The organism is Bacteroides sp. A1C1 (assembly GCF_004328515.1).
In the GTDB taxonomy this organism is placed as follows: domain Bacteria; phylum Bacteroidota; class Bacteroidia; order Bacteroidales; family Bacteroidaceae; genus Bacteroides; species Bacteroides uniformis.
In genome coordinates this window covers 3,528,838-3,549,176 of record NZ_CP036491.1, presented here as the reverse complement: position 1 = coordinate 3,549,176, position 20,339 = coordinate 3,528,838, and the positions used below count along the sequence as shown (strand labels likewise).

Below are 20,339 nucleotides of genomic sequence, written 5' to 3'. Positions count from 1 at the left end.
ATACCAAATGTCATGAGAGAATTTATCATTGCAGACAATCAAGATATCACCAAAGCAGGCATGATGTTCCTATTGGGCAGACAGAAAGACACCTCCCTGCTGCTGGAAGCCGACAACAAGGCAGAACTGATACAGCAACTACGCCTGCATCCCACCGCCGTTGTCATTCTGGACTATACCCTTTTTGATTTTTCGGGAGCCGAAGAGCTAATGGTACTTCACGAACGCTTCAAGGAAGCCGATTGGTTACTCTTTTCCGACGAATTGAGCCTACCGTTCCTGCGCCAGGTATTGTTCAGCAGCATGGCATTCGGCGTAGTGCTGAAGGATAATTCCAAAGAAGAGATACTGACCGCACTACAATGCGCTTCACGCAAAGAACGATTCATCTGTAATCACGTCAGCAACCTGCTACTTGCGGGCAACGGTTCCTCCTCCCCCACCCATCCTGCCATCAAAGACGATTTACTGACTACTGCCGAACGGAGCATCCTGAAAGAGATAGCCCTGGGGAAAACAACCAAAGAAATAGCCGCCGAAAGAAACCTCAGCTTCCATACGGTAAACAGCCACAGAAAGAATATCTTCCGGAAACTGGGTGTAAACAATGCGCACGAGGCTACCAAATATGCCATGAAGGCAGGCATCGTGGACTTGGTGGAATATTATATATAAATCTCCCCACTCCCGATACACAACCGGGCGGCGGCATCATACACCACTCCGAACTGGCCCGGAGCAATGCCTTGCAGCTTCTCTTCCGATATTATGCAGTAGCCCCCCGCCTTCTTTTGCAGCCTGCCTTTGACGAACTCCGGCGTATGGCGTATCTTGAAAGTCACCTCCACCCCTCTCTCTGCTTCCTTCCAGGGGTTATCCGTGATGAAATGGAAATCGTGCATATGAAATTCATTGCCGTATTGCAACGCCGTATGGTATCCTCGTGATACATAAATCACATTCCCTTCAATATCCTTGCGAACAACAAACCACGGTCCTCCACTCAATCCCAATCCTTTGCGCTGGCCGATGGTATGAAACCAATAGCCCCGATGCCTGCCCAACTTCCTGCCCGTTTCCAACTCCACAATATCCCCTTCCCTTTCGCCAAGAAAACGACGTACAAAATCATTATAATCAATCTTCCCCAAAAAGCATATACCCTGACTGTCACGACGTTTGGCACTGGGCAATCCGGCACGCAGGGCTATGTCACGAACCTCATGCTTCATCAGCCCGCCCAATGGAAACATCAGTTTGGAAATTTGCAGATAATCTATTTGTGCCAGAAAGTCGGTCTGGTCTTTCACGGAATCGGCGGCGGTACCGAGCCATGTCCTTCCATCCTTCAACACCGTAGTGGCATAGTGCCCAGTTGCCGTAAAATCAAACCCCTTTCCCACACGTTGCTCAAAGCATCCGAACTTTATCAGCTTGTTGCACATCACATCCGGATTGGGAGTCAAGCCACGTTTTATTTTATCAATGGCATAAGCCACCACCCGGTCCCAATACTCCCGGTGCAGGTCCACTACTTCCAATGACAATCCATAGCGACGGGCAATGGCAGAAGCCATCTCCATATCCTCTTCCGCAGAGCAGTCCATATAATCGGCATCATCCCTCCCTATCTTGATGTAAAAAAGAGAAGGACGATAACCTTGTTCACAAAGGAGATGCACGACAACGGAACTATCCACACCTCCCGACAGTAATACGGCAATATTCATTTAATGTTATCCTTTTAAATTCTGTCAAACGCCTGAGACAAGTCCTCCAGCAAATCATCGATATGTTCTGTCCCGATGGAGAGACGGACCGTACCTGGTTTGATGCCTTGTTCCTCCAATTCCCGTGCACTTAATTGGGAGTGGGTAGTGGTGGCAGGATGAATAACCAGAGATTTCACATCAGCCACATTGGCAAGTAACGAAAATATCTGCAAACTGTCAATAAACGTCTGCGCTTCCTTCACACCGCCCCGCACCTCAAACGTAAAAATAGAACCACCTCCGTTCGGGAAATATTTCCCGTAAAGTGCATGGTCAGGATGCTCGGGCAGAGACGGGTGATTCACGGCAGCCACTTTGGGATGCTTCTGCAGAAATTCAACCACTTTCAAGGCATTCTCCACATGACGTTCCACACGAAGTGACAACGTCTCAAGCCCTTGCAACAGAATAAAAGCATTGAAAGGACTGATTGCAGCACCGGTATCACGCAACAATACGGCACGGATACGGATGGCATAGGCAGCAGGACTGGCAGCGTCGACAAAACGTACTCCATGATAACTCGGGTCCGGTTCCGTCAGTTGGGGAAACTTCCCCGAAGCCACCCAGTCGAACTTGCCGCTATCTACAATAATCCCCCCCAAGGACGTACCATGCCCTCCGATAAACTTCGTTGCCGAATGGACTACAATGTCTGCCCCATGCTCTATAGGACGAATCAGGTAAGGAGTACCGAAGGTATTATCTATAATCAGAGGAATCCGATGACGGTGTGCTATTTCAGCAACGGCATCGATGTCAATGATGTTGCAATTCGGATTGCCCAGCGTTTCAATGAATACCGCCTTGGTATTCTCCTGAATCGCTTTCTCGAAATTGTCAGGATGGTCCGGGTCTACAAAAGTAGTGGTAACCCCATAGGCAGGCAATGTGTGGGCCAGCAGATTATACGTTCCGCCGTAGATGGTCTTAGCCGCCACGATATGGTCTCCTGCACGGGTGATATTTTCAAAGGCATAAGTGATGGCTGCCGCACCCGAGGCTACGGCCAATCCGGCAACACCGCCTTCCAGAGCAGCCACACGTTTCTCAAACACATCCTGTGTGGAATTCGTCAACCTCCCGTAAATATTCCCCGGGTCCTGCAGGCCAAAGCGGGCTGCCGCATGGGCCGAATTATGGAATACATACGAAGTTGTCTGATAGATAGGTACGGCGCGGGCATCAGTGGCCGGGTCAGGTTGTTCTTGTCCAACGTGAAGTTGTAGAGTCTCAAAGTGCAATTTCTTTGTTTCCATTGTCGTTCGTATTTTAGGTAAATAAATCGTTTTTCATTCGGATGTTGCAAAGATAGAGCGATAAGCCGGGGCAGACAATGACATAGGTTAGGGAATTTTATACCACAATTGTGGTAGATAAGCAAGCTATTTTCTATCTTTAGATAAGATAAGCTGCATTTCGGCAAAACTTTTTCATGCAAGCATGAAAGTTCTGCACTCAATTTGCACTATCTTTGCCCCCATGAAAGCAAAAAATATACTGATACTCATATTGGGAACCCTGATTCTTCCCATTTATCTGACTTCCTGCGGAGTGGACCGCTGGAAAGAGTATGCCGGACAGACCCAGACAGACCGCTGGATTGACGACACCATGCGTGTGTGGTACTATTGGGTAGACGCTATCCCCCATACCAACGACCTGAACTATTTCCAAGCCCCTTTCACTTTCTTTGCCTCGCTCAAATCCGAAGAGGACAAATTCTCCACCATCGACAGTCTGGTCAGCGTCACCACTACCCGCAGCATCCCCTATACGGATTACAGCTACGGATTCCAGTTCACTACCAATCAGATAGAAGTAGAAGGAGAAGATAATGCCATTGTTGCACAGATTCTTTACGTTGCCGACGGAAGCCCGGCCTCAGAAATCGGGCTGAAACGGGGTGACTGGATTATGAAGATGGACGGGAACTTTATTACCGAACAGAATTATAAGAAACTGTATGGAGGTAGTGCCATGGAGCTGACAGTAGGTTATTACGACGTGGAGAAAAATGCCATTGTTGCTTACGACAAACCCAGGCAGATAGCATCGGCGCGTCCCGTCAACGACAACCCGGTGCACTATAAGAATGTATATACATCAGGCAGCAAGAAAATAGGTTATCTGGTCTACAACCACTTCAGTTCCGGCCCCACGGACAACAGCAATGAATATGACAACGACCTGCGCAGCGCATTCCAATATTTCGCATCACAGCAAGTCAACGAATTCATCCTTGACTTACGCTACAACAACGGCGGATTACTGAGTTGCGCAGAATTGCTGTGTACCATGCTTGCACCTTCCTCCGCCTTGGGACAAGAGTTGGGGTACCTGGAATTCAACAACCGCTTCAATCCGCAGATAGTACCGTTCACCCTGAACTCCGGACTCATCGGAAACGGAGCAAACCTAAACCTGAATACTCTCTACGTACTTACCAGCAGCCAGACTGCCTCCGCCTCCGAAATGGTGATTAACTGCCTCGACCCGTATATGGATGTTGTCATCATCGGCGGTACTACCGTAGGCAAGAATGTAGGTTCCAGGAATTTCTCCAGCCCCGAACTGATGATAACGATGAATCCCATCGTCTGCAAGATATACAATTCGGAAGGGAAATCTGATTATGAATCCGGATTCCAACCGGCCTACTCGGGATATGTAGTGAATGAGATGAGCGACATGTCACGTTTCCTGCCCTTTGGAGATACCAACGAAGCCTTATTGAGCACTGCACTCGGCGCCATCGACGGAAGCATACAACCGCCCGCACAAGAAGATACCCGTTCTTTAAGAGTGACCACTCTCGCAAACTCCATTGAACGTCGGGCAAGCCATGCCGTACGTATCAAATAAAAAGACAAATAGGATGAAACTAAACAGAAGAGTTACAATCATCACCCGATTTTCGGGAATCATGCTCAGCCTGCTGTTGCTCGGCGGACTGGCAGCTTGCAGCGATGATAACAATGGCAGTGATACGCCAGAACCGGAGCCGTCAACCTACCCCACCACTCCTTTCTCCAAAATCGAACTCAAAGAAGTGATAGAGAGCGATGCGCAACCGGTTACTGCCACCCACACCTACCTTTACAACAGTGCAGGCAGGCTGACCGGCTACACCGGCAAACAGAGCTTTACGGCAGGAGACGAACTCTTCGAGATAGAGAATACCACTACCGTCGAATACAAGGACCATCAAGCCGTGATAACCGACGAAGCAGGTACAGTATCAACCTACACGCTGAATGACAAAGGTTATGCCACCACTTGTACCAGTCAGGATATGGCAGGAAATACCCGTACTTACACCTTCTCCTACCTCATCAACACCGAAGACAAATACTATCTGGAAAACATCACAGAAAGGCTGGACAACGGAAAAGAATACTCATCCATTACAATAGACTACAACAACTTCCGGGCATTACGCATACAGCAAAAGGTAGATGCTTTTGAGCACAACAGTACGGCTACCACACCCTCAGGCGATGAAATTGCAAATATCTCCGAAATACCAAGCCTATTCATTACGGACATGTATCCGCTTTCCATGCATGCGGTTGCCATATACGGGAAGATATTGGGAGAACCTGCAAACTACCTGATTACCCAACTCATCCCGGACAGCAACGGAGAAAGTGAAGAGACCACCACCTATACTTATACGTTGGATAACCGGGGTATCGTCACTTCCTGCCATGCAGTCGTCAGGCATATAAGGAACGGCTACGAGCAGGACTACACACGCGCCGTGAACTATACCATCGAATAACAAGTTACTTACTTCTTAAAGAACTTGTCGAAGAAAAGGACGTGATAGTCTATGGAGTTGTTCCAATACGTTCCGGTATGTCCACCGGGACGGGTGATAAAGTCATGGTCTATCTTCCTTGCCAGCAGCCGGTTGTGCAGGTCCTTGTTCACTTCAAGAAAGAAATCGGCCTCACCGCAGTCGATGATTAGCGCCAAGTCTCCATTTACAATCTTATCCAACTGGTTGACCACCGTATGTGCATCCCAAGATGCCTTGTTGGCAGCAAACTCTCCCAACTGCTTGCTCATTTCCCAATTCTGGGGGAACGGCCGTATATCCACTCCTCCACTCATACTGCCCGCCGCACCGAACACATCCTTATGGCGGATAGCACTCCACAAAGCACCGTGACCGCCCATACTCAATCCACTGATGGCACGCGCCTTTCTATCGGGAATGGTAGCATAGTTCCCGTCTGTATACTTCACCAATTCCGAGGTGACAAAAGTCTCATAACGGTAGGCAGGATTCTCCGGACTGTCCCAATACCAACTGTTCTTGCCGTCCGGACATACAAATATGATTCCTTTCTCATCCGCCATCTGCGGCAATTCCGGCTTCAGCTGCATCCAGCTCCGCGCATTGCCGCCATAACCGTGCAACAGATAAACCACCGGACAAGCCTGCTTGCCGATAGCCTTATCAGGCAATACATACACAACTTTTACATCCTTATTCATGGCTACACTTCTCACCAGCACCGTGTCTACACGTGCCGCCTGCAACATCACGGCAGACAGACACCACAAAAGCCCCAAGGCAGTAATTCTTTTTTTCATCTATTTATTGTTTATTTTTTCTAACGGATGGCAATATTAACAATAAATACTGAAAAATCATTATCTTTGCCTCACAAACTATTCAAAATCCACTATGGAATTTATTATCATTCTACTTTTACTTATCCTGAACGGTATTTTTGCCATGTATGAAATCGCCTTAGTCTCCTCAAGTAAAGCACGCCTTGAAACTCTTGTCGGAAAAGGGAACAAAAGAGCCAAAGGAGTATTGAAACAACTGGAAGAACCCGAAAAGTTCCTCTCCACCATCCAAATCGGTATTACTCTTATCGGTATCGTATCCGGTGCCTATGGCGGTGCCACCATCGCTGATGACGTAGAACCGCTGTTCGCCATCATTCCGGGAGCAGCCGCCTATGCCAAGACTCTTGCCATGATTACCGTAGTAGCCATCATCACCTATCTGTCACTCATCATAGGTGAACTGGTACCCAAATCCATCGCCTTGAATAACCCAGAACGATGGGCCACCATGCTCAGCCCTTTCATGATTGTGCTGACCAAGATCTCCTATCCGTTTGTATGCCTGCTGAGCGCTTCCACCAAACTGATGAACAAACTCATCGGACTGAACAGCGGCGAGGAACGCCAAATGACACAAGACGAACTGAAGATGATCCTCCACCAAAGCTCGGAACAAGGCGTCATCGACAAAGACGAGACAGAAATGTTGCGTGACGTGTTCCGCTTCTCGGACAAAAGAGCGAATGACCTGATGACCTATCGCCGCGACATCGTTGTGCTCCACCCCACAGACACACCGGAAGAGGTGCTGCGTATCATCCATGAAGAACACTTCAGCAAATATCTTCTGGTGGAACGGGGGAAAGATGAGATTATCGGCGTGGTTTCCGTAAAGGACATCATCTTGATGATGGGCGGCGAACACCCCTTCAACTTACGCAATATTGCCCGCCCTGCCCTATTTATTCCGGAAAGTTTGTATGCAAAGAAAGTTTTAGAGCTGTTTAAGAAGAACAAAAACAAGTTCGGAGTTGTTGTAGACGAGTATGGAAATACAGAAGGGATTATCACCCTGCACGATTTGACGGAAAGTATCTTCGGAGACATCCTCGAAGAGAATGAAACGGAAGAAGAGGAAATCGTTGTCCGTCAAGACGGTTCCATGCTGGTGGAGGCTTCCATGAATCTGGATGACTTTATGGAGGCAATGGACATTATGAACTATGATGACCTGAAAGAAGAAGACTTCACCACCTTGAGCGGTCTTGCCATGTTCTTGATAGGACGGGTGCCGAAAGCCGGAGACTTGTTCAGCTACAAAAACCTGGACTTCGAAGTAGTGGATATGGACCGCGGACGAGTGGACAAACTGCTTGTCATCAAGAAAGAAGAAGATGAATAACGAACGCTATTGCGTCTTTATAATTAATTTAAACCATTAAAGCAATGAAAAAAGTAATGATGATTGCAGCCTTTGCCGCTGCATTGGTATCCTGCCAATCAAAAGGAACCCAGAACAATGATGCTGTTGCCGTGGACGAAGGGGTAATGGCTGTTGCCGGCAATGACTCGTCTGCCGTAGCCGTATACGAGGGAATTCTTCCTGCTGCCGACGGTCCGGGCATCCAGTATGTATTGAGCGTGGACAGCGTAGGTCCTGATGGAGAAAGCGGTTATACGTTGGTAACAACTTATTTGGATGCCGAAGGCCCCGGAAAGAACAAAAGCTTTACTTCCAAAGGAAAGAAAGAAGTTATCCAGAAAGACGTCAATAACAAGAAGAAAACAGCCATTAAACTGACTCCAGACGACGGCGACACTCCGGTGTACTTCGTAGTAGTGAACGACACTACCTTGCGCCTTGTCAACGACAGCCTGCAAGAGGCGGTGAGTGACTTGAATTATGACATCATCCAGGTGAAATAGTCCATCCTTGCTTATAAGAAAGAACGGTATAGCCGGAATTACTGGATTCAGTGGTTCCGGCTACTGTTTTTTCAATGAAGAGGCATTTCAAACAAGAGAACAGAAGGCTATATCAAAAAGTTAGTGTTATCTTTGTAGCTTCATCAAAGTATATATAAACATGAAACATTCTTCCGAAAAACCTTTAGCACCTGCCAACTACTCACGCTGTTTCAACAACCAATGCCCGAAAGCCGACAACTGCCTGCATCGCTTAGCTGCCCTTCGCGATACCCCCGAGTACCCGTCCATCCGCATCATCAATCCACTGTGCATTCCAGAGGATAGCAGTCAATGCGCCTATTTCCAATCGACACAAAAGATACATGTTGCATGGGGAATCAGCCACTTGCTCGATGAAGTTCCCTACAAGAATCTCCAACCTCTGAAAAGCCAGTTGATAGCCCATTTCGGCCGCGGAAAATACTACCGCTTCTACCGGGAAGAATCTTACCTTTCCCCCGAAGACCAGAACTATATCCGCAGAACTTTCCACCAATACAACATTCCGGGAGAACCGGCTTTCGGCTCTTACAGCGAGGAATACAAATGGTAGAAAGGTAATCTTCAGCCCCCTTTTCATGTCATTTTATCACTAAAAATATAGATAACACTTTAGTTCACAACGGTGAACACTTTGTTACAACAGTAAGAAACAAAGTGTTCACATACTATGAAACAAACTGTTCGCACTCAATAAAACAAACTGTTTTCTTTAACGGAACAAACTGTTTCCTACTAATGAAACAAACTGTTCTCCATATTGAAACAAACCGTTCTCCTTAGGGAAACAGACGGATTCCCTTTTGAAGCCCTACAAGGGGAATAATTATCGCCTGCGAAAATATAGGAGGAAATACAGCGACATAGTGCGATACCTATTCTCTGCAAAACGGGTGAACGTGTTCGGGAGGATATTGCAGCAACACGGGATGAGGTAAAGGAAAGAGAGGGGGAGATGGTATATTGTGTAGTAAAAGTAGAGAGGTAGAAAAGACGGAAAGGATTACAGTTGAAATAAATTCTTTTTCTTAACTTTGTGAAATAGAAACATCGAATATGACGATGAAGAAAATAAAAATATGAAAACAGCACTATCTATAAATCAACCGTTCAAGGATTGGGTAAACCACCTAAAACAAGACATTCGTAGTGCACAGATTAAAGCGGCTGTACGCGTGAACAGCGAACTGCTTCACCTTTACTGGCAACTGGGGGCAGAAATTATAGAACGGCAGAAAGAAATGACTTGGGGAAGCGGATTTCTCGAAGAGTTGAGTCGTGAGCTGATGGCAGAATTTCCTGATATGAAAGGGTTCTCATATAGAAACATACGCAGTATAAAGCAGTGGTATCTATTTTATAATGAGCCATATACAATTTGGCAACAAGTTGTTTCCAAATTAGGTGAAGAGAAATTTTTCTCCATCCCTTGGGGGCATCATCTCTATATCATCTCCCAATGCAAGGAAGTGGATAAGGCTCTATTCTATCTGAATGAAACTGTAGAAAACGGCTGGAGTCGTGCCGTTTTGCTCAACTTTCTTGATACCAATCTCTATGAGCGGCAAGGCAAAGCGGTAAACAATTTCAGTCGTCTGCTACCAAAACCGCAAAGTGACCTAGCTCTACAGACACTCAAAGACCCCTATAACTTCGATTTCCTGACCATTACCAAAGATTTTCAAGAATTAGAGTTAGAAAAGGTTTTGACACAAAATATCACTCGTTTTCTGCTTGAATTGGGTAAAGGATTTGCATTCGTAGGACGTCAAATGCCTTTGGAAGTAGGCGATGAAACAATCTATCCCGACTTGCTTTTCTACCACTTGGAACTGCGTTGTTATTGCGTAATCGAGCTAAAAGTGCAGAAGTTCAAACCTGAATTTATAGGTCAACTCGGTACTTATATCAGTGCCGTAAACCATCTAAAATGTAAACCTGGCGATAACCCCACCATCGGCTTGCTTATCTGCAAGACAAAAAACCAAGTAATGGCGCAATATGCACTGGAATCAACAAATCAGCCTATCGGCATATCAGAGTATGAGCTGTCTAAGCTGATTCCCGAAGATATTAAAAGTCAACTGCCTTCGATTGAGGAAATAGAGGAACAAGTAAAGAGAATTCAAGGAAAAAAGAAGGAAGAGAGATGAAGGTTATCTTGTATCAATATAGTGAACTTATTCGGAGAAAAGATAAGTCTATTGGTGAAGCATGTGAATATACCACATGACTCAATAGAGTAAAAAAAAATCAAAAACAACTGAATATGTTAGACAACAATAAAATACAGTACATTGGAAAGATTGAGAACTCTAATAATGTAGTTATTATCAATGGAAATCTAACAATTGATGGGCAAATCTCTAAAGACCTCCAGACCTCTTGCCTCGAAATCCTACGGACAGACTTTGATAAATACACTACCACAGCCATAGAACAAGCTAAACAAGAAATTGAAGAGTGTATAAAAAGTATTCTTGAAAAGCTAGCAAAAGAACAACAAAAACACCTGACTGAAAGGTTCCAGTCTTTATCTATGCAAGCCTTTTTACATGATACCCTAATTGAATATATTTCCACAGAAGATAAAAGAGCAAAAGAGTTTATTATAGACGTTTTAATTGACAGACTAAATTTTCAAAACATATCAACAGAAAAAGCTATATTAAACGAAGCGATAAAACTTATACCTAACCTAAATGCATCAACATCTGCTTTGATTACCTTCATGATGCTTAGACAGCAGATGGTCAATCCTTCTATTTCATTTATGCTGGAACTGTTTTTCAAACAACTCTCCCCCATTGTTGACATAGCTTACAATATTAAGACCATTGATATCGAGTATATAATTCAAAGAAATGCTACCATGAATATTTCTGGTTTTTATCCGATAGATACTTTTGAGAATCATTTACTGAAACAATATGATTTATTCTTCAGGCAAAAAATAGACAGACGTTTTTTAGAGGACTTCAAATCAATTCATCCCGAAATTATGAATGCAGTAAACGATATGGGAAGTTGTATGTTTTGTACGTCTCACGAAGAAGACACACTTTCTTTTACAGAGGTAAACAGTGATCTTTTCTATAAAAAATTAAAAGTTAGAGAACAAGAATATCTTATTCCTTTGATTGAAGAGTTTAAAAAGGAAATGCCACCGTTTACAGCCACAGAAGTCAGAAACTATTTTTGTAATTTAAATAAGAACTGGGAGCAAGTATTCAATCTACTAAATAGTTCTACATTAACAAGATTAAGTTTAAGTATCTTAGGATTATATATTGGAACAAAAATCATAGGGAAACTCACTCATTCATCACCGTTATCCATATCTAACTTTAATAAATACATACAAATATGAGCAATCCAGTAGAATTCATACAAAATAATAAAGAGTGGTTAGTTCCCATCATTATAGCCATTTTGACAGCTCTAATTACAGAAATATGTAACTTATTTCGTAAAAGTGGGAAAAGCCACAAACAAAAAGTAGGAAAAATCAGTAAAAGCCATCATATAACTCTCATTAATGGAGAGGTGAATCACCACATTGAAAAAAATAATATGACAAAAGGAAAGAAAACATAATGCTACCCCTATAGCCTTTTCAATACTTTCTCTACCTTTGTAACATTAAACCAAATAAAGTCAAAATGACATGAAGAAACAGATTGCTATACTGACCACCTCCCTGCTCATATTGAATGGATGCGGTTACGTACCCGCCATCGGACAATACCTAAAACAGAACGGACTGGCAGTAGTCATCGGGTACGAAGTGACACACGCCGTAGTTAAACAATAAAACCGGAAACATATATGGCCGATAATTATCTTGAAAATCAGTACGAGCAATACCAGGCACGCAAAGCAGCTTGGGAGAAAGCGAAAAAATCCGGCAAGGTACAAACGCTACATAAGCCGACACTTCCCCTCAAAAAAGGCGGAAAGAAAGTTTTCGTTACCGGAGGTGCCGGGGGTATTGGCAAAGCCATTGTAGAAGCCTTCTGCAAGCTTAATTACCAAGTAGCCTTTTGTGACAAGAATGAAATGAAAGGGCAGCAAACCGCCCAAGCCACCGGAGCACAATTCTATCCCGTCGACCTAAACAGCAAAGAAGCATTGGAACTGTGCTTGCAAAATATTTTCAAGGAATGGGGGGATATTGACATCATTATAAACAATGCCGGCATTAGTGAATTCTCTCCCATCACAGAAACGAGTGTGGAGACGTTCGATAAAATATTGTCTGTGAATTTACGTCCGGTGTTCATTACTTCACATGCGTTGGCAGTACACCGCAAAAGTCAAAACAGCACGAATACCTACGGAAGAATCATTAATCTCTGTTCTACCCGCTATCTGATGAGTGAACCGGGCAGTGAAGGATATGCAGCTTCCAAAGGAGGTATCTATTCATTGACGCATGCGTTGGCTTTATCGCTTGCAGAGTGGCACATCACGGTCAACTCCATCTCTCCGGGCTGGATTCAGACACACGATTATGAACAATTACGAGCAGAAGACCATTCGCAACACCCCTCCGGACGGGTTGGCAAACCGGAAGATATTGCCCGTATGTGCGTATTCCTATGCCAAGACGAAAACGACTTCATCAATGGCGAAAACATAACCATTGACGGAGGCATGACCAAAAAGATGATTTACTGGGAATAGCCCTTTTATAAAACAATCTGCCTAACATAATAATTATAGGATATGAACATGAAAAAGTCTTTTATAGGAATCCTGGCAGCAACCATCATCCTCAGCGGATGCGGCACAAGCCAGATGGCTGCAGGCGACCCTAACGCAGTGCTCGCAGGAGCTGCCATCGGAAGTAATGTAGGCGGTGCCATCGGCGGACTGATAGGTGACAGTAACGGAGGCTGGCGAGGAGGATACCGGGGTTCTGCCATCGGCACCATCATAGGGACCATTGCGGGAGCTGCCATTGCCAATGCAGCCACAGCCCCCCAAAAGCAGGAGGAGTACAGCTACCGGATAGAAAGGACACAGCCCTATCCCCCGCAATCCGGAAGACAGCCGCAAGCATCGGCCATCGACCACTTGAGGATACGGAATATACGTTTCATTGACGACAGCCGCAACCACGTCATCAATTCGGGCGAAAACTGTAAAGTGATTTTTGAAATCATGAACGAAGGAAACAAAACAGCCTACAATGTAGTGCCGGTGGTGGCGGAAACCACGGGCATGAAGCGCATTTACATATCACCGTCGGTCATGATAGAGCAAATAACTCCGCACAACGGTGTGAAATACACCGCCAACATCAGTGCCGGAGAACGGATAAAGACGGGTAACGTCACCATACGCATAGCCATAGCCGACGAGTATGGGGACGAATATGACTGGCAGGAGTTTTCGTTGCCCACACAACGGTAGAACAATGTCTTAACAGTAGTTTTTAAAAAGAAATGGAACAACAGCAATCTTCTTTCAAAGAAAAAGAACGCATAGAATTACGGGAACCCCGACGCTTCAAAGTCACCATCTACAATGATGACTTCACCACCATGGAGTTTGTGGTAAAGGTACTCACCACCGTCTTTTACAAATCATCGGCAGAAGCGGAAACACTGATGCTGCAGGTGCACAAGAGCAACTCCGCGGTAGTGGGCATCTACTCATACGACATCGCCCACTCCAAAGTACAGAAAGCCACCCGCATGGCACGCAATGAAGGTTTCCCCCTCCGGCTCACCGTCACCCCGGAGGAAGAAGAATAAGAAAGAAACAATATGGATATAAAAAATACGATATTCGTAAACCAAGCATTCGCTTCCGCACAAAGAAAAGCCGAGTCTTACCGGCACGAGTTCATCATGCCCGAACATCTGCTGAGCGCCATTCTGGAACAGGAACCCTTTATCAACACCCTGCAAGATACCTTCTACAATTATGTGGAGCTCAGCATCTCACTGGAAAACTATCTGACGGAAGAAGTGGAAACTATCCCCGACAATGTGGAATACGAGTTGGGACTTTCCGTCCAGCTCAGTTCACTCCTGCAACATGCCTATATGGTGACAGAGTATTCCAGCGCCGAAGAGCTGGGTGTTCCCCATCTGATACAAGGCTTGCTGCAACTGGAAGATTCCTGGGCATGCCATTTCCTAAAAGAAGCAGTCGGCGGCGACCTGTCCGAATTCCTCAGTCTGCTCATTACCCACTACGAAGAAGCGGAGCTGGCAGAAGAAGCAGGCGATACGCCATCTCCCGATGAACAAGAGAAAACAGAAGCGTGGCGTAACTACGTGACCTGCCTCAACGACCATCTGGCAGGCCACAACCCGCTTATCGGCAGGGAGATGGAGTTGGAGCGAACCATACAAGTGCTCTGCCGCAAAGAAAAGAACAACCCGTTGCATGTGGGCGAACCCGGTGTAGGCAAAACAGCCCTTGCCTATGGGCTTGCCGCCCGTATCGAAGCGGGCAACGTCCCCGAACGGCTTGCCGGCTTCCGCATTTATGAGCTGGACTTGGGCAGTCTACTGGCAGGCACACAATATCGCGGCGATTTCGAGAAGCGGCTGAAAAGTATCATGGAAGGTATCGGACGTGAAGGACACGCCATCATCTACATTGACGAGATACACAACCTGATAGGCGCTGGACGCACGGGTGAAGGCTCCATGGATGCCTCCAACATGCTGAAACCCTATCTGGAAACCGGGGCAATACGTTTCATCGGTTCCACCACCTACGACGAGTACAACCGCTACTTCGCACGCAGCAAGGGACTGGTACGCCGCTTCCAGCAGATAGACATACTGGAACCGAGCATTGAAGAAGCCATACATATCGTAGAAGGCCTGAAAGAGAAATACGAAACCTACCACGGCGTCACCTACGAGCCCGACGTCATCCCCTACGCCGTAAAGGCAAGCGCCCGCTACATCAGCGACCGTTTCCTGCCCGACAAAGCCATCGACCTGGTGGACGAAGCAGGAGCTTACCGGGAAATACATCCCACAGACTCCGGAGAACAGACCGTGGACAAGGCACTGATAACCGACATACTGGCACGTACCTGCAAGGTCAATGCCCTCGCCATGAAAGAGGACGACACCGTCGCCTTGGAAAGCCTGCACGAACGCATCAGTTCCCACATCTACGGGCAGGAAGAAGCCGTCCGTCAGGTGGTGGAAGCTGTGCAAATGTCCAAAGCCGGGCTACTGGACGAAAACAAACCGATGGCAAGCCTGCTCTTTGTAGGTCCCACCGGAGTAGGAAAGACCGAGGTTGCCAAAGTGCTCGCCGCCGAGCTGGGCATCGCCCTGCAACGTTTCGACATGAGCGAATATACCGAAAAGCATACCGTAGCCAAACTGATTGGCTCGCCTGCCGGCTATGTGGGTTACGAGGACGGCGGCCTGCTGACCGACGCCATACGCAAGACTCCAAACTGCGTGTTGCTGCTCGACGAAATAGAAAAAGCGTATCCCGACGTATTCAACATCCTGCTGCAAGTAATGGACTATGCCGTACTGACCGACAACAAAGGGCGGAAAGCCGACTGCCGACACGTGGTCCTCATCATGACCTCCAATGCCGGAGCACAATATGCCCGCCAAGCGTCCATCGGCTTCAACAGTCAGGTCACCGCCGGAGAAGCCATGCTGAAACAAGTCAAAAAAACCTTTAAGCCCGAATTCATCAACCGCCTCTCTGCCACGGTGGTCTTCCACGACATGGACCGCCCGATGGCATCACTTATCCTTGACAAGAAACTCGGAGAACTGGGCAGCAAACTGTCCTCCCGTCAGGTGGAAATGGTATTGAGCCAGGAAGCACACGAATGGCTGCTCCAACGGGGTTTTATCCCCGAATACGGCGCCCGGGAGATGGACCGCGTGATAGCCGCCCACTTGAAACCCTTGCTGATGCGCGAAATTCTGTTCGGTACATTGAAGGCAGGAGGAAAAGTCCGCGTGCAAGTGGAAAACGGAGCATTGAAACTACAACCCGCAACCGAATAACGATATGGTCTTTCAACTGACGGATAAACTTGCTTTCCCCGACCCTCACTACGGCGACCCCGACGGGTTGCTCGCTGTGGGCGGTGACCTATCCATTGACCGCCTCATCCTGGCGTACTCCAACGGCATCTTCCCCTGGTACGCATTTCGGGAAGAACTGATACAATGGTGGTGCCCGATGGACCGTTTCGTCATCTTTCCGGACGAAATCCATATCTCCCACTCCATGCGTACGCTCATCAACAAGGGAAAGTACGAAATCACCTTCAACGAGGCTTTCGAAGACGTCATACAAACCTGCGGAGAATTGCGGATGGAACAGGAAGGAGCCTGGCTCGGAAAGAAGATGATGGAAGCCTACACGCACCTTCACGAGCAAGGTCTCGCTGCCAGCGTAGAAGTATGGGAAGGAGAACAACTGGTCGGCGGACTGTACGGGGTGACCTTAGGACGTTGTTTCTTTGGAGAGAGCATGTTCTCACTCGTCCCCAGCGCCTCGAAGCTGGCCCTCATCCATCTTGCCCAATTCTTCAGGGAACATGGAGGCGTCATGATAGATTGCCAGTTCGAAACTCCTCACCTCAAGACAATGGGAGGCAGGCACATCAGTTACGACGAATATATGACATACATCGAACAAGACTACCGCTTCTAAAAATAATAACGAAAGAAAGATTTGCAGTACAAACGGCCGTTATAAGAGAAAAGTAGTATCTTTGCAACATCATGTTGCACCGTTTTACTACTCCCATAACCGACATTCCGCTTCCGGAAAGGTTCACCTATCCTTTCTGCTATACTCCACACCCGTTATGTATATTGGCAGCCAAAGAAGTACAAAGCTATCTTACCCGGCAAACTGCATGGAAGGACGAATTGCGCCAAGGCAAAATGTTCGGGGTGCTGATTGTACAGACCGAGCATGGAGAAACCGGATATTTAGCCGCATTCTCAGGCATATTGGCCGGAAAGAACCTACACTCCTTTTTTGTTCCTCCCGTATATGACTTGCTACAGCCACAAGGCTTTTTCAAGATAGAAGAAGAAAACATATCTTCCATCAACCGCAACATCCGGCAACTGGAAAATGACAAAGCATATGCTGCCTTATCAGCAGAGCTTGCCCGAACCATCCGGTCGGCAGAAGACATACTGGCAACAGCCAAAGCACAGTTGAAAGAAGCCAAAACAGCCAGAGAACAGCGCAGAAAAGAAAAAGAACTCAATGCGCAGGAAGAAGCCGAACTGATACGGGAAAGCCAGTTCCAAAAGGCGGAATATAAACGTCTGGAACGTTCATGGAAAGCAAGGATTACCACACTACAAACGCAGACAGAAGACTGGGAAAGACGGATTTCAGCATTGAAGTCTGAACGTAAAACCCGCTCTGCAGCATTGCAGCAAAAGCTATTCGAACAGTTCGGGATGCTGAACTACCGGGGAGAAGTCAAGAATCTCTGTGAGATATTCGGGCAGACCGTGCACAAGACACCTCCTGCCGGTGCGGGTGAATGCGCAGCCCCCAAACTGCTGCAACAAGCTTATCTGCACGGATGGAAACCTATTGCCATGGCCGAGTTCTGGTGGGGTGATTCCCCCAAGACAGAGATACGCCATCACGGCCACTATTATCCGGCTTGCAAAGGAAAGTGCGAACCTATACTGCAACACATGCTGCAAGGTCTACAAGTAGAGGAAAACCCCATGTTGAAAAGAATGCAGGTACCCTCCCAAAATTTGGAGATTGTTTATGAGGACCCATGGCTTTCGGTCATCAACAAACCGGCAGGAATGCTGTCTGTTCCCGGCAAGGAAGATGCAGTCTCCGTCTATAGCCTGATGCGCAGGCAATATCCCGAAGCTGACGGTCCCCTGACGGTACATCGTCTCGACATGGGCACTTCCGGTTTAATGCTCATTGCCAAGAGCAAGCGCGTACACCAGAACCTTCAAGCCCAATTCAAGAACCGCCTGGTCAGGAAACGTTATGTCGCACTGCTCGAAGGTATCGTCCCAGAGGACAAAGGTACGGTCGACCTCCCGCTTTGCCTGAATCCACTTGACCGCCCACGGCAAATGGTACACACCGAACACGGGAAGCCCGCCATCACCGATTATCAAGTTCTGGAACGTCTGGACGGAAAGCGGACCCGTATCGCTTTCTATCCGCGCACGGGAAGAACCCATCAGCTACGTATACATGCAGCACACCCGCTTGGCTTGCACTGCCCCATCATCGGTGATGAACTTTACGGGAAGAAAGCAGAACGGCTTTATCTGCATGCCGAGTATTTGGAATTTACCCATCCTATCACGGGAGAAACCCTAAAGATTACCAAAGAAGCCGAATTCTGACCGTCTGCTGATTTATAATCAGCAAAGTAATACAATAAATGATGATCCTATAAACCATAATAATCAGACTCATGAGAATACATCATATCGCCATCTGGACCTTCCGACTGGAAGAGATGAAAGAGTTCTACACCTGTTACTTCAACGGGAGCAGCAATGAAAAGTACATCAACCCCCAAAAAGGATTCGAATCTTATTTCCTTCACTTCGATGAAGGAACGGATTTGGAACTGATGAGCCGTACAGACATACAGAATACCCCTATTGAGGAAAACAGACTGGGACTGACCCACTTTGCCTTTGCCTTCGACAGCCAGAAAGCTGTCCTCCGACAGACAGAACGGCTACGCACAGCGGGATATACCATCGCAGGAGAGCCCCGTACCTCCGGCGACGGATATTTTGAAAGTGTCGTCCTCGACCCGGACGGCAACCGTATAGAATGTGTATTCAGGGCATAGTCTCTCAATCAGAGGAGACAAAGCTTCTCAACAGTTTTATCTCCTCTGCCCAAAGCGATTCATCGGGCGTCTCCAAAATAATAGGTATACCGTCAAAACGCACATCTTGCATAAAGCGCCGGAAGAAATCCATACCTATCAGCCCCTTGCCGATGCTGTCGTGACGGTCTACTCTGGAGCCGAGTGCTTTCTTGGAGTCATTCAGGTGTATACCGCGCAGATAGCCGAAACCTACCGCTGTGTCAAACTCCTCAAACACCTTGTCATACTCATTCACTATATCATAGCCTGCTGTATACGTGTGGCAGGTATCAAGGCAAACTCCAACGCGAGACTTGTCATCCACCCGGTCAATGATATGTCCCAGCTGCCAGAACTCGTTTCCCACATTGCTACCCTGCCCGGCTGTGTTCTCTATGACAGCCACCACATCGTGCGTCTTGCCCAATATAAGATTAATGGATTCAGCGACCTTGTCCAGACACTCTTCCACGGAAATCTTATTCAGATGGCTGCCCGGATGAAAATTCAGTAACTTCAGCCCTAATTGTTCGCAGCGCTGCATCTCATCCAGAAAAGCGGCACGGCTTTTCTGTAACCCTTCTTCTTCGGGATGCCCTAAATTTATCAGATAACTGTCGTGAGGCAGGATATAGCGGGAATCGAAGCCAAGCTTCCCGCAATTTTCCTTAAACACCCTGATACTCTCCTCCGTCAGCGGCCTTGCCACCCACTGACGCTGGTTCTTGGTAAACAAGGCAAAAGCATTTGCCCCTATCTCACTGGCATTGACGGGAGCCGCTTCCACTCCCCCACTGGCCGATACATGTGCACCTATAAATTTCATAATCTTATTGTATTTGCTCTTTCATGAATTCCCACTGGCATTTTTTCATGTCCACACACCCATTCTTTCTGAACGTCACGCCCTCTGCCTCCAGCAAAGCCCGCTGTTCCGCCCAGCACGGTGCCAGCCTGCCCTGGCTGTTCACTACCCGATGGCAGGGCAAACACATGCCGTCGGGCACATCGTGCATAGCATGTCCCACCACGCGCGAACATTGAGGTCTTCCGACAAGATAGGCTATCTGTCCGTACGTCACCACCCGCCCCGGAGGGATTGCGGCCACTACATTATAAACCTCCTGCTGAAAAGTGTCTTTGTCCATAAAAGTCTG

22 protein-coding genes are annotated in these 20,339 nt (G+C 47.1%); 17 read left to right on the top strand and 5 right to left on the bottom strand.

All coding sequences use genetic code 11. From position 1 onward, the window contains the following. The first annotated feature begins 12 nt into the window (after window positions 1-12). Window positions 13-675, top strand: coding sequence for a response regulator transcription factor (locus EYA81_RS14585; protein WP_117600701.1), 663 nt, complete (start codon window positions 13-15; stop codon window positions 673-675). Here EYA81_RS14585 and mnmA read toward each other — a convergent pair. Further along, entirely contained in the window at window positions 666-1,730 is a 1,065-nt protein-coding gene (gene mnmA / locus EYA81_RS14580; protein ID WP_117600700.1) for a tRNA 2-thiouridine(34) synthase MnmA, read from the bottom strand. The genes EYA81_RS14585 and mnmA overlap by 10 nt on opposite strands. A 14-nt stretch (window positions 1,731-1,744) precedes the next feature. Continuing rightward, window positions 1,745-3,031 (bottom strand): O-acetylhomoserine aminocarboxypropyltransferase/cysteine synthase family protein, encoded by a 1,287-nt coding sequence (locus tag EYA81_RS14575; protein WP_117600699.1) that lies wholly within the window; start codon window positions 3,029-3,031, stop codon window positions 1,745-1,747. A gap of 184 nt (window positions 3,032-3,215) precedes the next feature. On the opposite strand from EYA81_RS14575, the gene EYA81_RS14570 reads away from it, so the two are divergent. After that, window positions 3,216-4,637 (top strand): S41 family peptidase, encoded by a 1,422-nt coding sequence (locus EYA81_RS14570; protein ID WP_117600698.1) that lies wholly within the window; start codon window positions 3,216-3,218, stop codon window positions 4,635-4,637. Window positions 4,638-4,650: 13 nt separating this feature from the next. Then, complete coding sequence (locus EYA81_RS14565; RefSeq protein WP_117600759.1) at window positions 4,651-5,556, top strand: DUF4595 domain-containing protein; 906 nt, start codon at window positions 4,651-4,653, stop codon at window positions 5,554-5,556. Between the two features lie 8 nt (window positions 5,557-5,564). On the opposite strand, the gene EYA81_RS14560 is transcribed toward EYA81_RS14565, so the two are convergent. Beyond that, window positions 5,565-6,377 (bottom strand): alpha/beta hydrolase family protein, encoded by an 813-nt coding sequence (locus EYA81_RS14560; RefSeq protein ID WP_117600697.1) that lies wholly within the window; start codon window positions 6,375-6,377, stop codon window positions 5,565-5,567. Window positions 6,378-6,471: 94 nt separating this feature from the next. Between EYA81_RS14560 and EYA81_RS14555 the strand changes: the two genes are divergently transcribed. The 14 genes from EYA81_RS14555 (at window position 6,472) to EYA81_RS14490 (ending at window position 19,161) form a co-directional block, all read left to right on the top strand. Next, on the top strand, window positions 6,472-7,764 hold the full coding sequence (locus EYA81_RS14555) for a hemolysin family protein (protein WP_117600696.1): 1,293 nt from the start codon (window positions 6,472-6,474) through the stop codon (window positions 7,762-7,764). A 44-nt stretch (window positions 7,765-7,808) separates the two neighbouring features. Next, window positions 7,809-8,288 (top strand): copper resistance protein NlpE N-terminal domain-containing protein, encoded by a 480-nt coding sequence (locus EYA81_RS14550; protein ID WP_117600695.1) that lies wholly within the window; start codon window positions 7,809-7,811, stop codon window positions 8,286-8,288. A gap of 160 nt (window positions 8,289-8,448) precedes the next feature. Further along, window positions 8,449-8,883, top strand: coding sequence for a DUF6078 family protein (locus EYA81_RS14545; protein ID WP_005835895.1), 435 nt, complete (start codon window positions 8,449-8,451; stop codon window positions 8,881-8,883). Window positions 8,884-9,409: 526 nt separating this feature from the next. Further along, entirely contained in the window at window positions 9,410-10,483 is a 1,074-nt protein-coding gene (locus EYA81_RS14535) for a YhcG family protein (protein WP_057089161.1), read from the top strand. 116 nt (window positions 10,484-10,599) lie between these two features. After that, window positions 10,600-11,700, top strand: coding sequence for an LPO_1073/Vpar_1526 family protein (locus EYA81_RS14530; RefSeq protein ID WP_005826488.1), 1,101 nt, complete (start codon window positions 10,600-10,602; stop codon window positions 11,698-11,700). Then, on the top strand, window positions 11,697-11,927 hold the full coding sequence (locus EYA81_RS14525; RefSeq protein ID WP_005826487.1) for a hypothetical protein: 231 nt from the start codon (window positions 11,697-11,699) through the stop codon (window positions 11,925-11,927). Before EYA81_RS14530 ends, EYA81_RS14525 begins: the two co-directional genes overlap by 4 nt. Window positions 11,928-11,997: 70 nt before the next feature. Continuing rightward, window positions 11,998-12,144: a hypothetical protein gene (locus EYA81_RS19260; protein ID WP_005826486.1), complete on the top strand. Its 147-nt coding sequence runs from the start codon at window positions 11,998-12,000 to the stop codon at window positions 12,142-12,144. Between the two features lie 14 nt (window positions 12,145-12,158). After that, on the top strand, window positions 12,159-13,016 hold the full coding sequence (locus EYA81_RS14520) for an SDR family NAD(P)-dependent oxidoreductase (protein ID WP_005835885.1): 858 nt from the start codon (window positions 12,159-12,161) through the stop codon (window positions 13,014-13,016). Window positions 13,017-13,058: 42 nt separating this feature from the next. After that, on the top strand, window positions 13,059-13,748 hold the full coding sequence (locus tag EYA81_RS14515; RefSeq protein WP_117600693.1) for a glycine zipper family protein: 690 nt from the start codon (window positions 13,059-13,061) through the stop codon (window positions 13,746-13,748). Between the two features lie 32 nt (window positions 13,749-13,780). Further along, window positions 13,781-14,092 (top strand): ATP-dependent Clp protease adaptor ClpS, encoded by a 312-nt coding sequence (locus EYA81_RS14510; RefSeq protein WP_005826483.1) that lies wholly within the window; start codon window positions 13,781-13,783, stop codon window positions 14,090-14,092. A gap of 12 nt (window positions 14,093-14,104) precedes the next feature. Further along, window positions 14,105-16,345 carry an AAA family ATPase gene (locus tag EYA81_RS14505; RefSeq protein WP_117600692.1) on the top strand — a complete coding sequence of 747 codons (2,241 nt, stop codon included), beginning with the start codon at window positions 14,105-14,107 and terminating at the stop codon, window positions 16,343-16,345. A gap of 4 nt (window positions 16,346-16,349) precedes the next feature. Continuing rightward, window positions 16,350-17,000 carry a leucyl/phenylalanyl-tRNA--protein transferase gene (gene aat / locus EYA81_RS14500; protein WP_117600691.1) on the top strand — a complete coding sequence of 217 codons (651 nt, stop codon included), beginning with the start codon at window positions 16,350-16,352 and terminating at the stop codon, window positions 16,998-17,000. Window positions 17,001-17,071: 71 nt separating this feature from the next. Continuing rightward, window positions 17,072-18,700 (top strand): RluA family pseudouridine synthase, encoded by a 1,629-nt coding sequence (locus EYA81_RS14495; RefSeq protein WP_165491393.1) that lies wholly within the window; start codon window positions 17,072-17,074, stop codon window positions 18,698-18,700. Between the two features lie 71 nt (window positions 18,701-18,771). Beyond that, entirely contained in the window at window positions 18,772-19,161 is a 390-nt protein-coding gene (locus EYA81_RS14490) for a VOC family protein (RefSeq protein ID WP_117600690.1), read from the top strand. 4 nt (window positions 19,162-19,165) lie between these two features. On the opposite strand, the gene nfo is transcribed toward EYA81_RS14490, so the two are convergent. Together nfo and EYA81_RS14480 are read right to left on the bottom strand one after the other, a co-directional pair. After that, window positions 19,166-20,008 (bottom strand): deoxyribonuclease IV, encoded by an 843-nt coding sequence (gene nfo / locus EYA81_RS14485; RefSeq protein WP_005835868.1) that lies wholly within the window; start codon window positions 20,006-20,008, stop codon window positions 19,166-19,168. Window positions 20,009-20,012: 4 nt separating this feature from the next. Then, on the bottom strand, window positions 20,013-20,330 hold the full coding sequence (locus EYA81_RS14480; RefSeq protein ID WP_117600689.1) for an MGMT family protein: 318 nt from the start codon (window positions 20,328-20,330) through the stop codon (window positions 20,013-20,015). Window positions 20,331-20,339 lie beyond the last annotated feature (9 nt).

Excerpts from the sequence above, each read along its gene's own strand:
- EYA81_RS14560 (WP_117600697.1), bottom strand. The coding sequence starts at position 6,377 with ATGAAAAAAAGAATTACTGCCTTGGGGCTTTTGTGGTGTCTGTCTGCC.
- EYA81_RS14570 (WP_117600698.1), top strand. The coding sequence starts at position 3,216 with ATGAAAGTTCTGCACTCAATTTGCACTATCTTTGCCCCCATGAAAGCA.
- nfo (WP_005835868.1), bottom strand. The coding sequence starts at position 20,008 with ATGAAATTTATAGGTGCACATGTATCGGCCAGTGGGGGAGTGGAAGCG.
- EYA81_RS14480 (WP_117600689.1), bottom strand. The coding sequence starts at position 20,330 with ATGGACAAAGACACTTTTCAGCAGGAGGTTTATAATGTAGTGGCCGCA.
- aat (WP_117600691.1), top strand. The coding sequence starts at position 16,350 with ATGGTCTTTCAACTGACGGATAAACTTGCTTTCCCCGACCCTCACTAC.
- EYA81_RS14505 (WP_117600692.1), top strand. The coding sequence starts at position 14,105 with ATGGATATAAAAAATACGATATTCGTAAACCAAGCATTCGCTTCCGCA.
- mnmA (WP_117600700.1), bottom strand. The coding sequence starts at position 1,730 with ATGAATATTGCCGTATTACTGTCGGGAGGTGTGGATAGTTCCGTTGTC.
- EYA81_RS14535 (WP_057089161.1), top strand. The coding sequence starts at position 9,410 with ATGAAAACAGCACTATCTATAAATCAACCGTTCAAGGATTGGGTAAAC.
- EYA81_RS14515 (WP_117600693.1), top strand. The coding sequence starts at position 13,059 with ATGAACATGAAAAAGTCTTTTATAGGAATCCTGGCAGCAACCATCATC.
- EYA81_RS14530 (WP_005826488.1), top strand. The coding sequence starts at position 10,600 with ATGTTAGACAACAATAAAATACAGTACATTGGAAAGATTGAGAACTCT.
- EYA81_RS14495 (WP_165491393.1), top strand. The coding sequence starts at position 17,072 with ATGTTGCACCGTTTTACTACTCCCATAACCGACATTCCGCTTCCGGAA.
- EYA81_RS14520 (WP_005835885.1), top strand. The coding sequence starts at position 12,159 with ATGGCCGATAATTATCTTGAAAATCAGTACGAGCAATACCAGGCACGC.
- EYA81_RS14510 (WP_005826483.1), top strand. The coding sequence starts at position 13,781 with ATGGAACAACAGCAATCTTCTTTCAAAGAAAAAGAACGCATAGAATTA.
- EYA81_RS14585 (WP_117600701.1), top strand. The coding sequence starts at position 13 with ATGAGAGAATTTATCATTGCAGACAATCAAGATATCACCAAAGCAGGC.
- EYA81_RS14575 (WP_117600699.1), bottom strand. The coding sequence starts at position 3,031 with ATGGAAACAAAGAAATTGCACTTTGAGACTCTACAACTTCACGTTGGA.
- EYA81_RS14545 (WP_005835895.1), top strand. The coding sequence starts at position 8,449 with ATGAAACATTCTTCCGAAAAACCTTTAGCACCTGCCAACTACTCACGC.
- EYA81_RS14565 (WP_117600759.1), top strand. The coding sequence starts at position 4,651 with ATGAAACTAAACAGAAGAGTTACAATCATCACCCGATTTTCGGGAATC.
- EYA81_RS19260 (WP_005826486.1), top strand. The coding sequence starts at position 11,998 with ATGAAGAAACAGATTGCTATACTGACCACCTCCCTGCTCATATTGAAT.
- EYA81_RS14490 (WP_117600690.1), top strand. The coding sequence starts at position 18,772 with ATGAGAATACATCATATCGCCATCTGGACCTTCCGACTGGAAGAGATG.
- EYA81_RS14555 (WP_117600696.1), top strand. The coding sequence starts at position 6,472 with ATGGAATTTATTATCATTCTACTTTTACTTATCCTGAACGGTATTTTT.
- EYA81_RS14525 (WP_005826487.1), top strand. The coding sequence starts at position 11,697 with ATGAGCAATCCAGTAGAATTCATACAAAATAATAAAGAGTGGTTAGTT.
- EYA81_RS14550 (WP_117600695.1), top strand. The coding sequence starts at position 7,809 with ATGAAAAAAGTAATGATGATTGCAGCCTTTGCCGCTGCATTGGTATCC.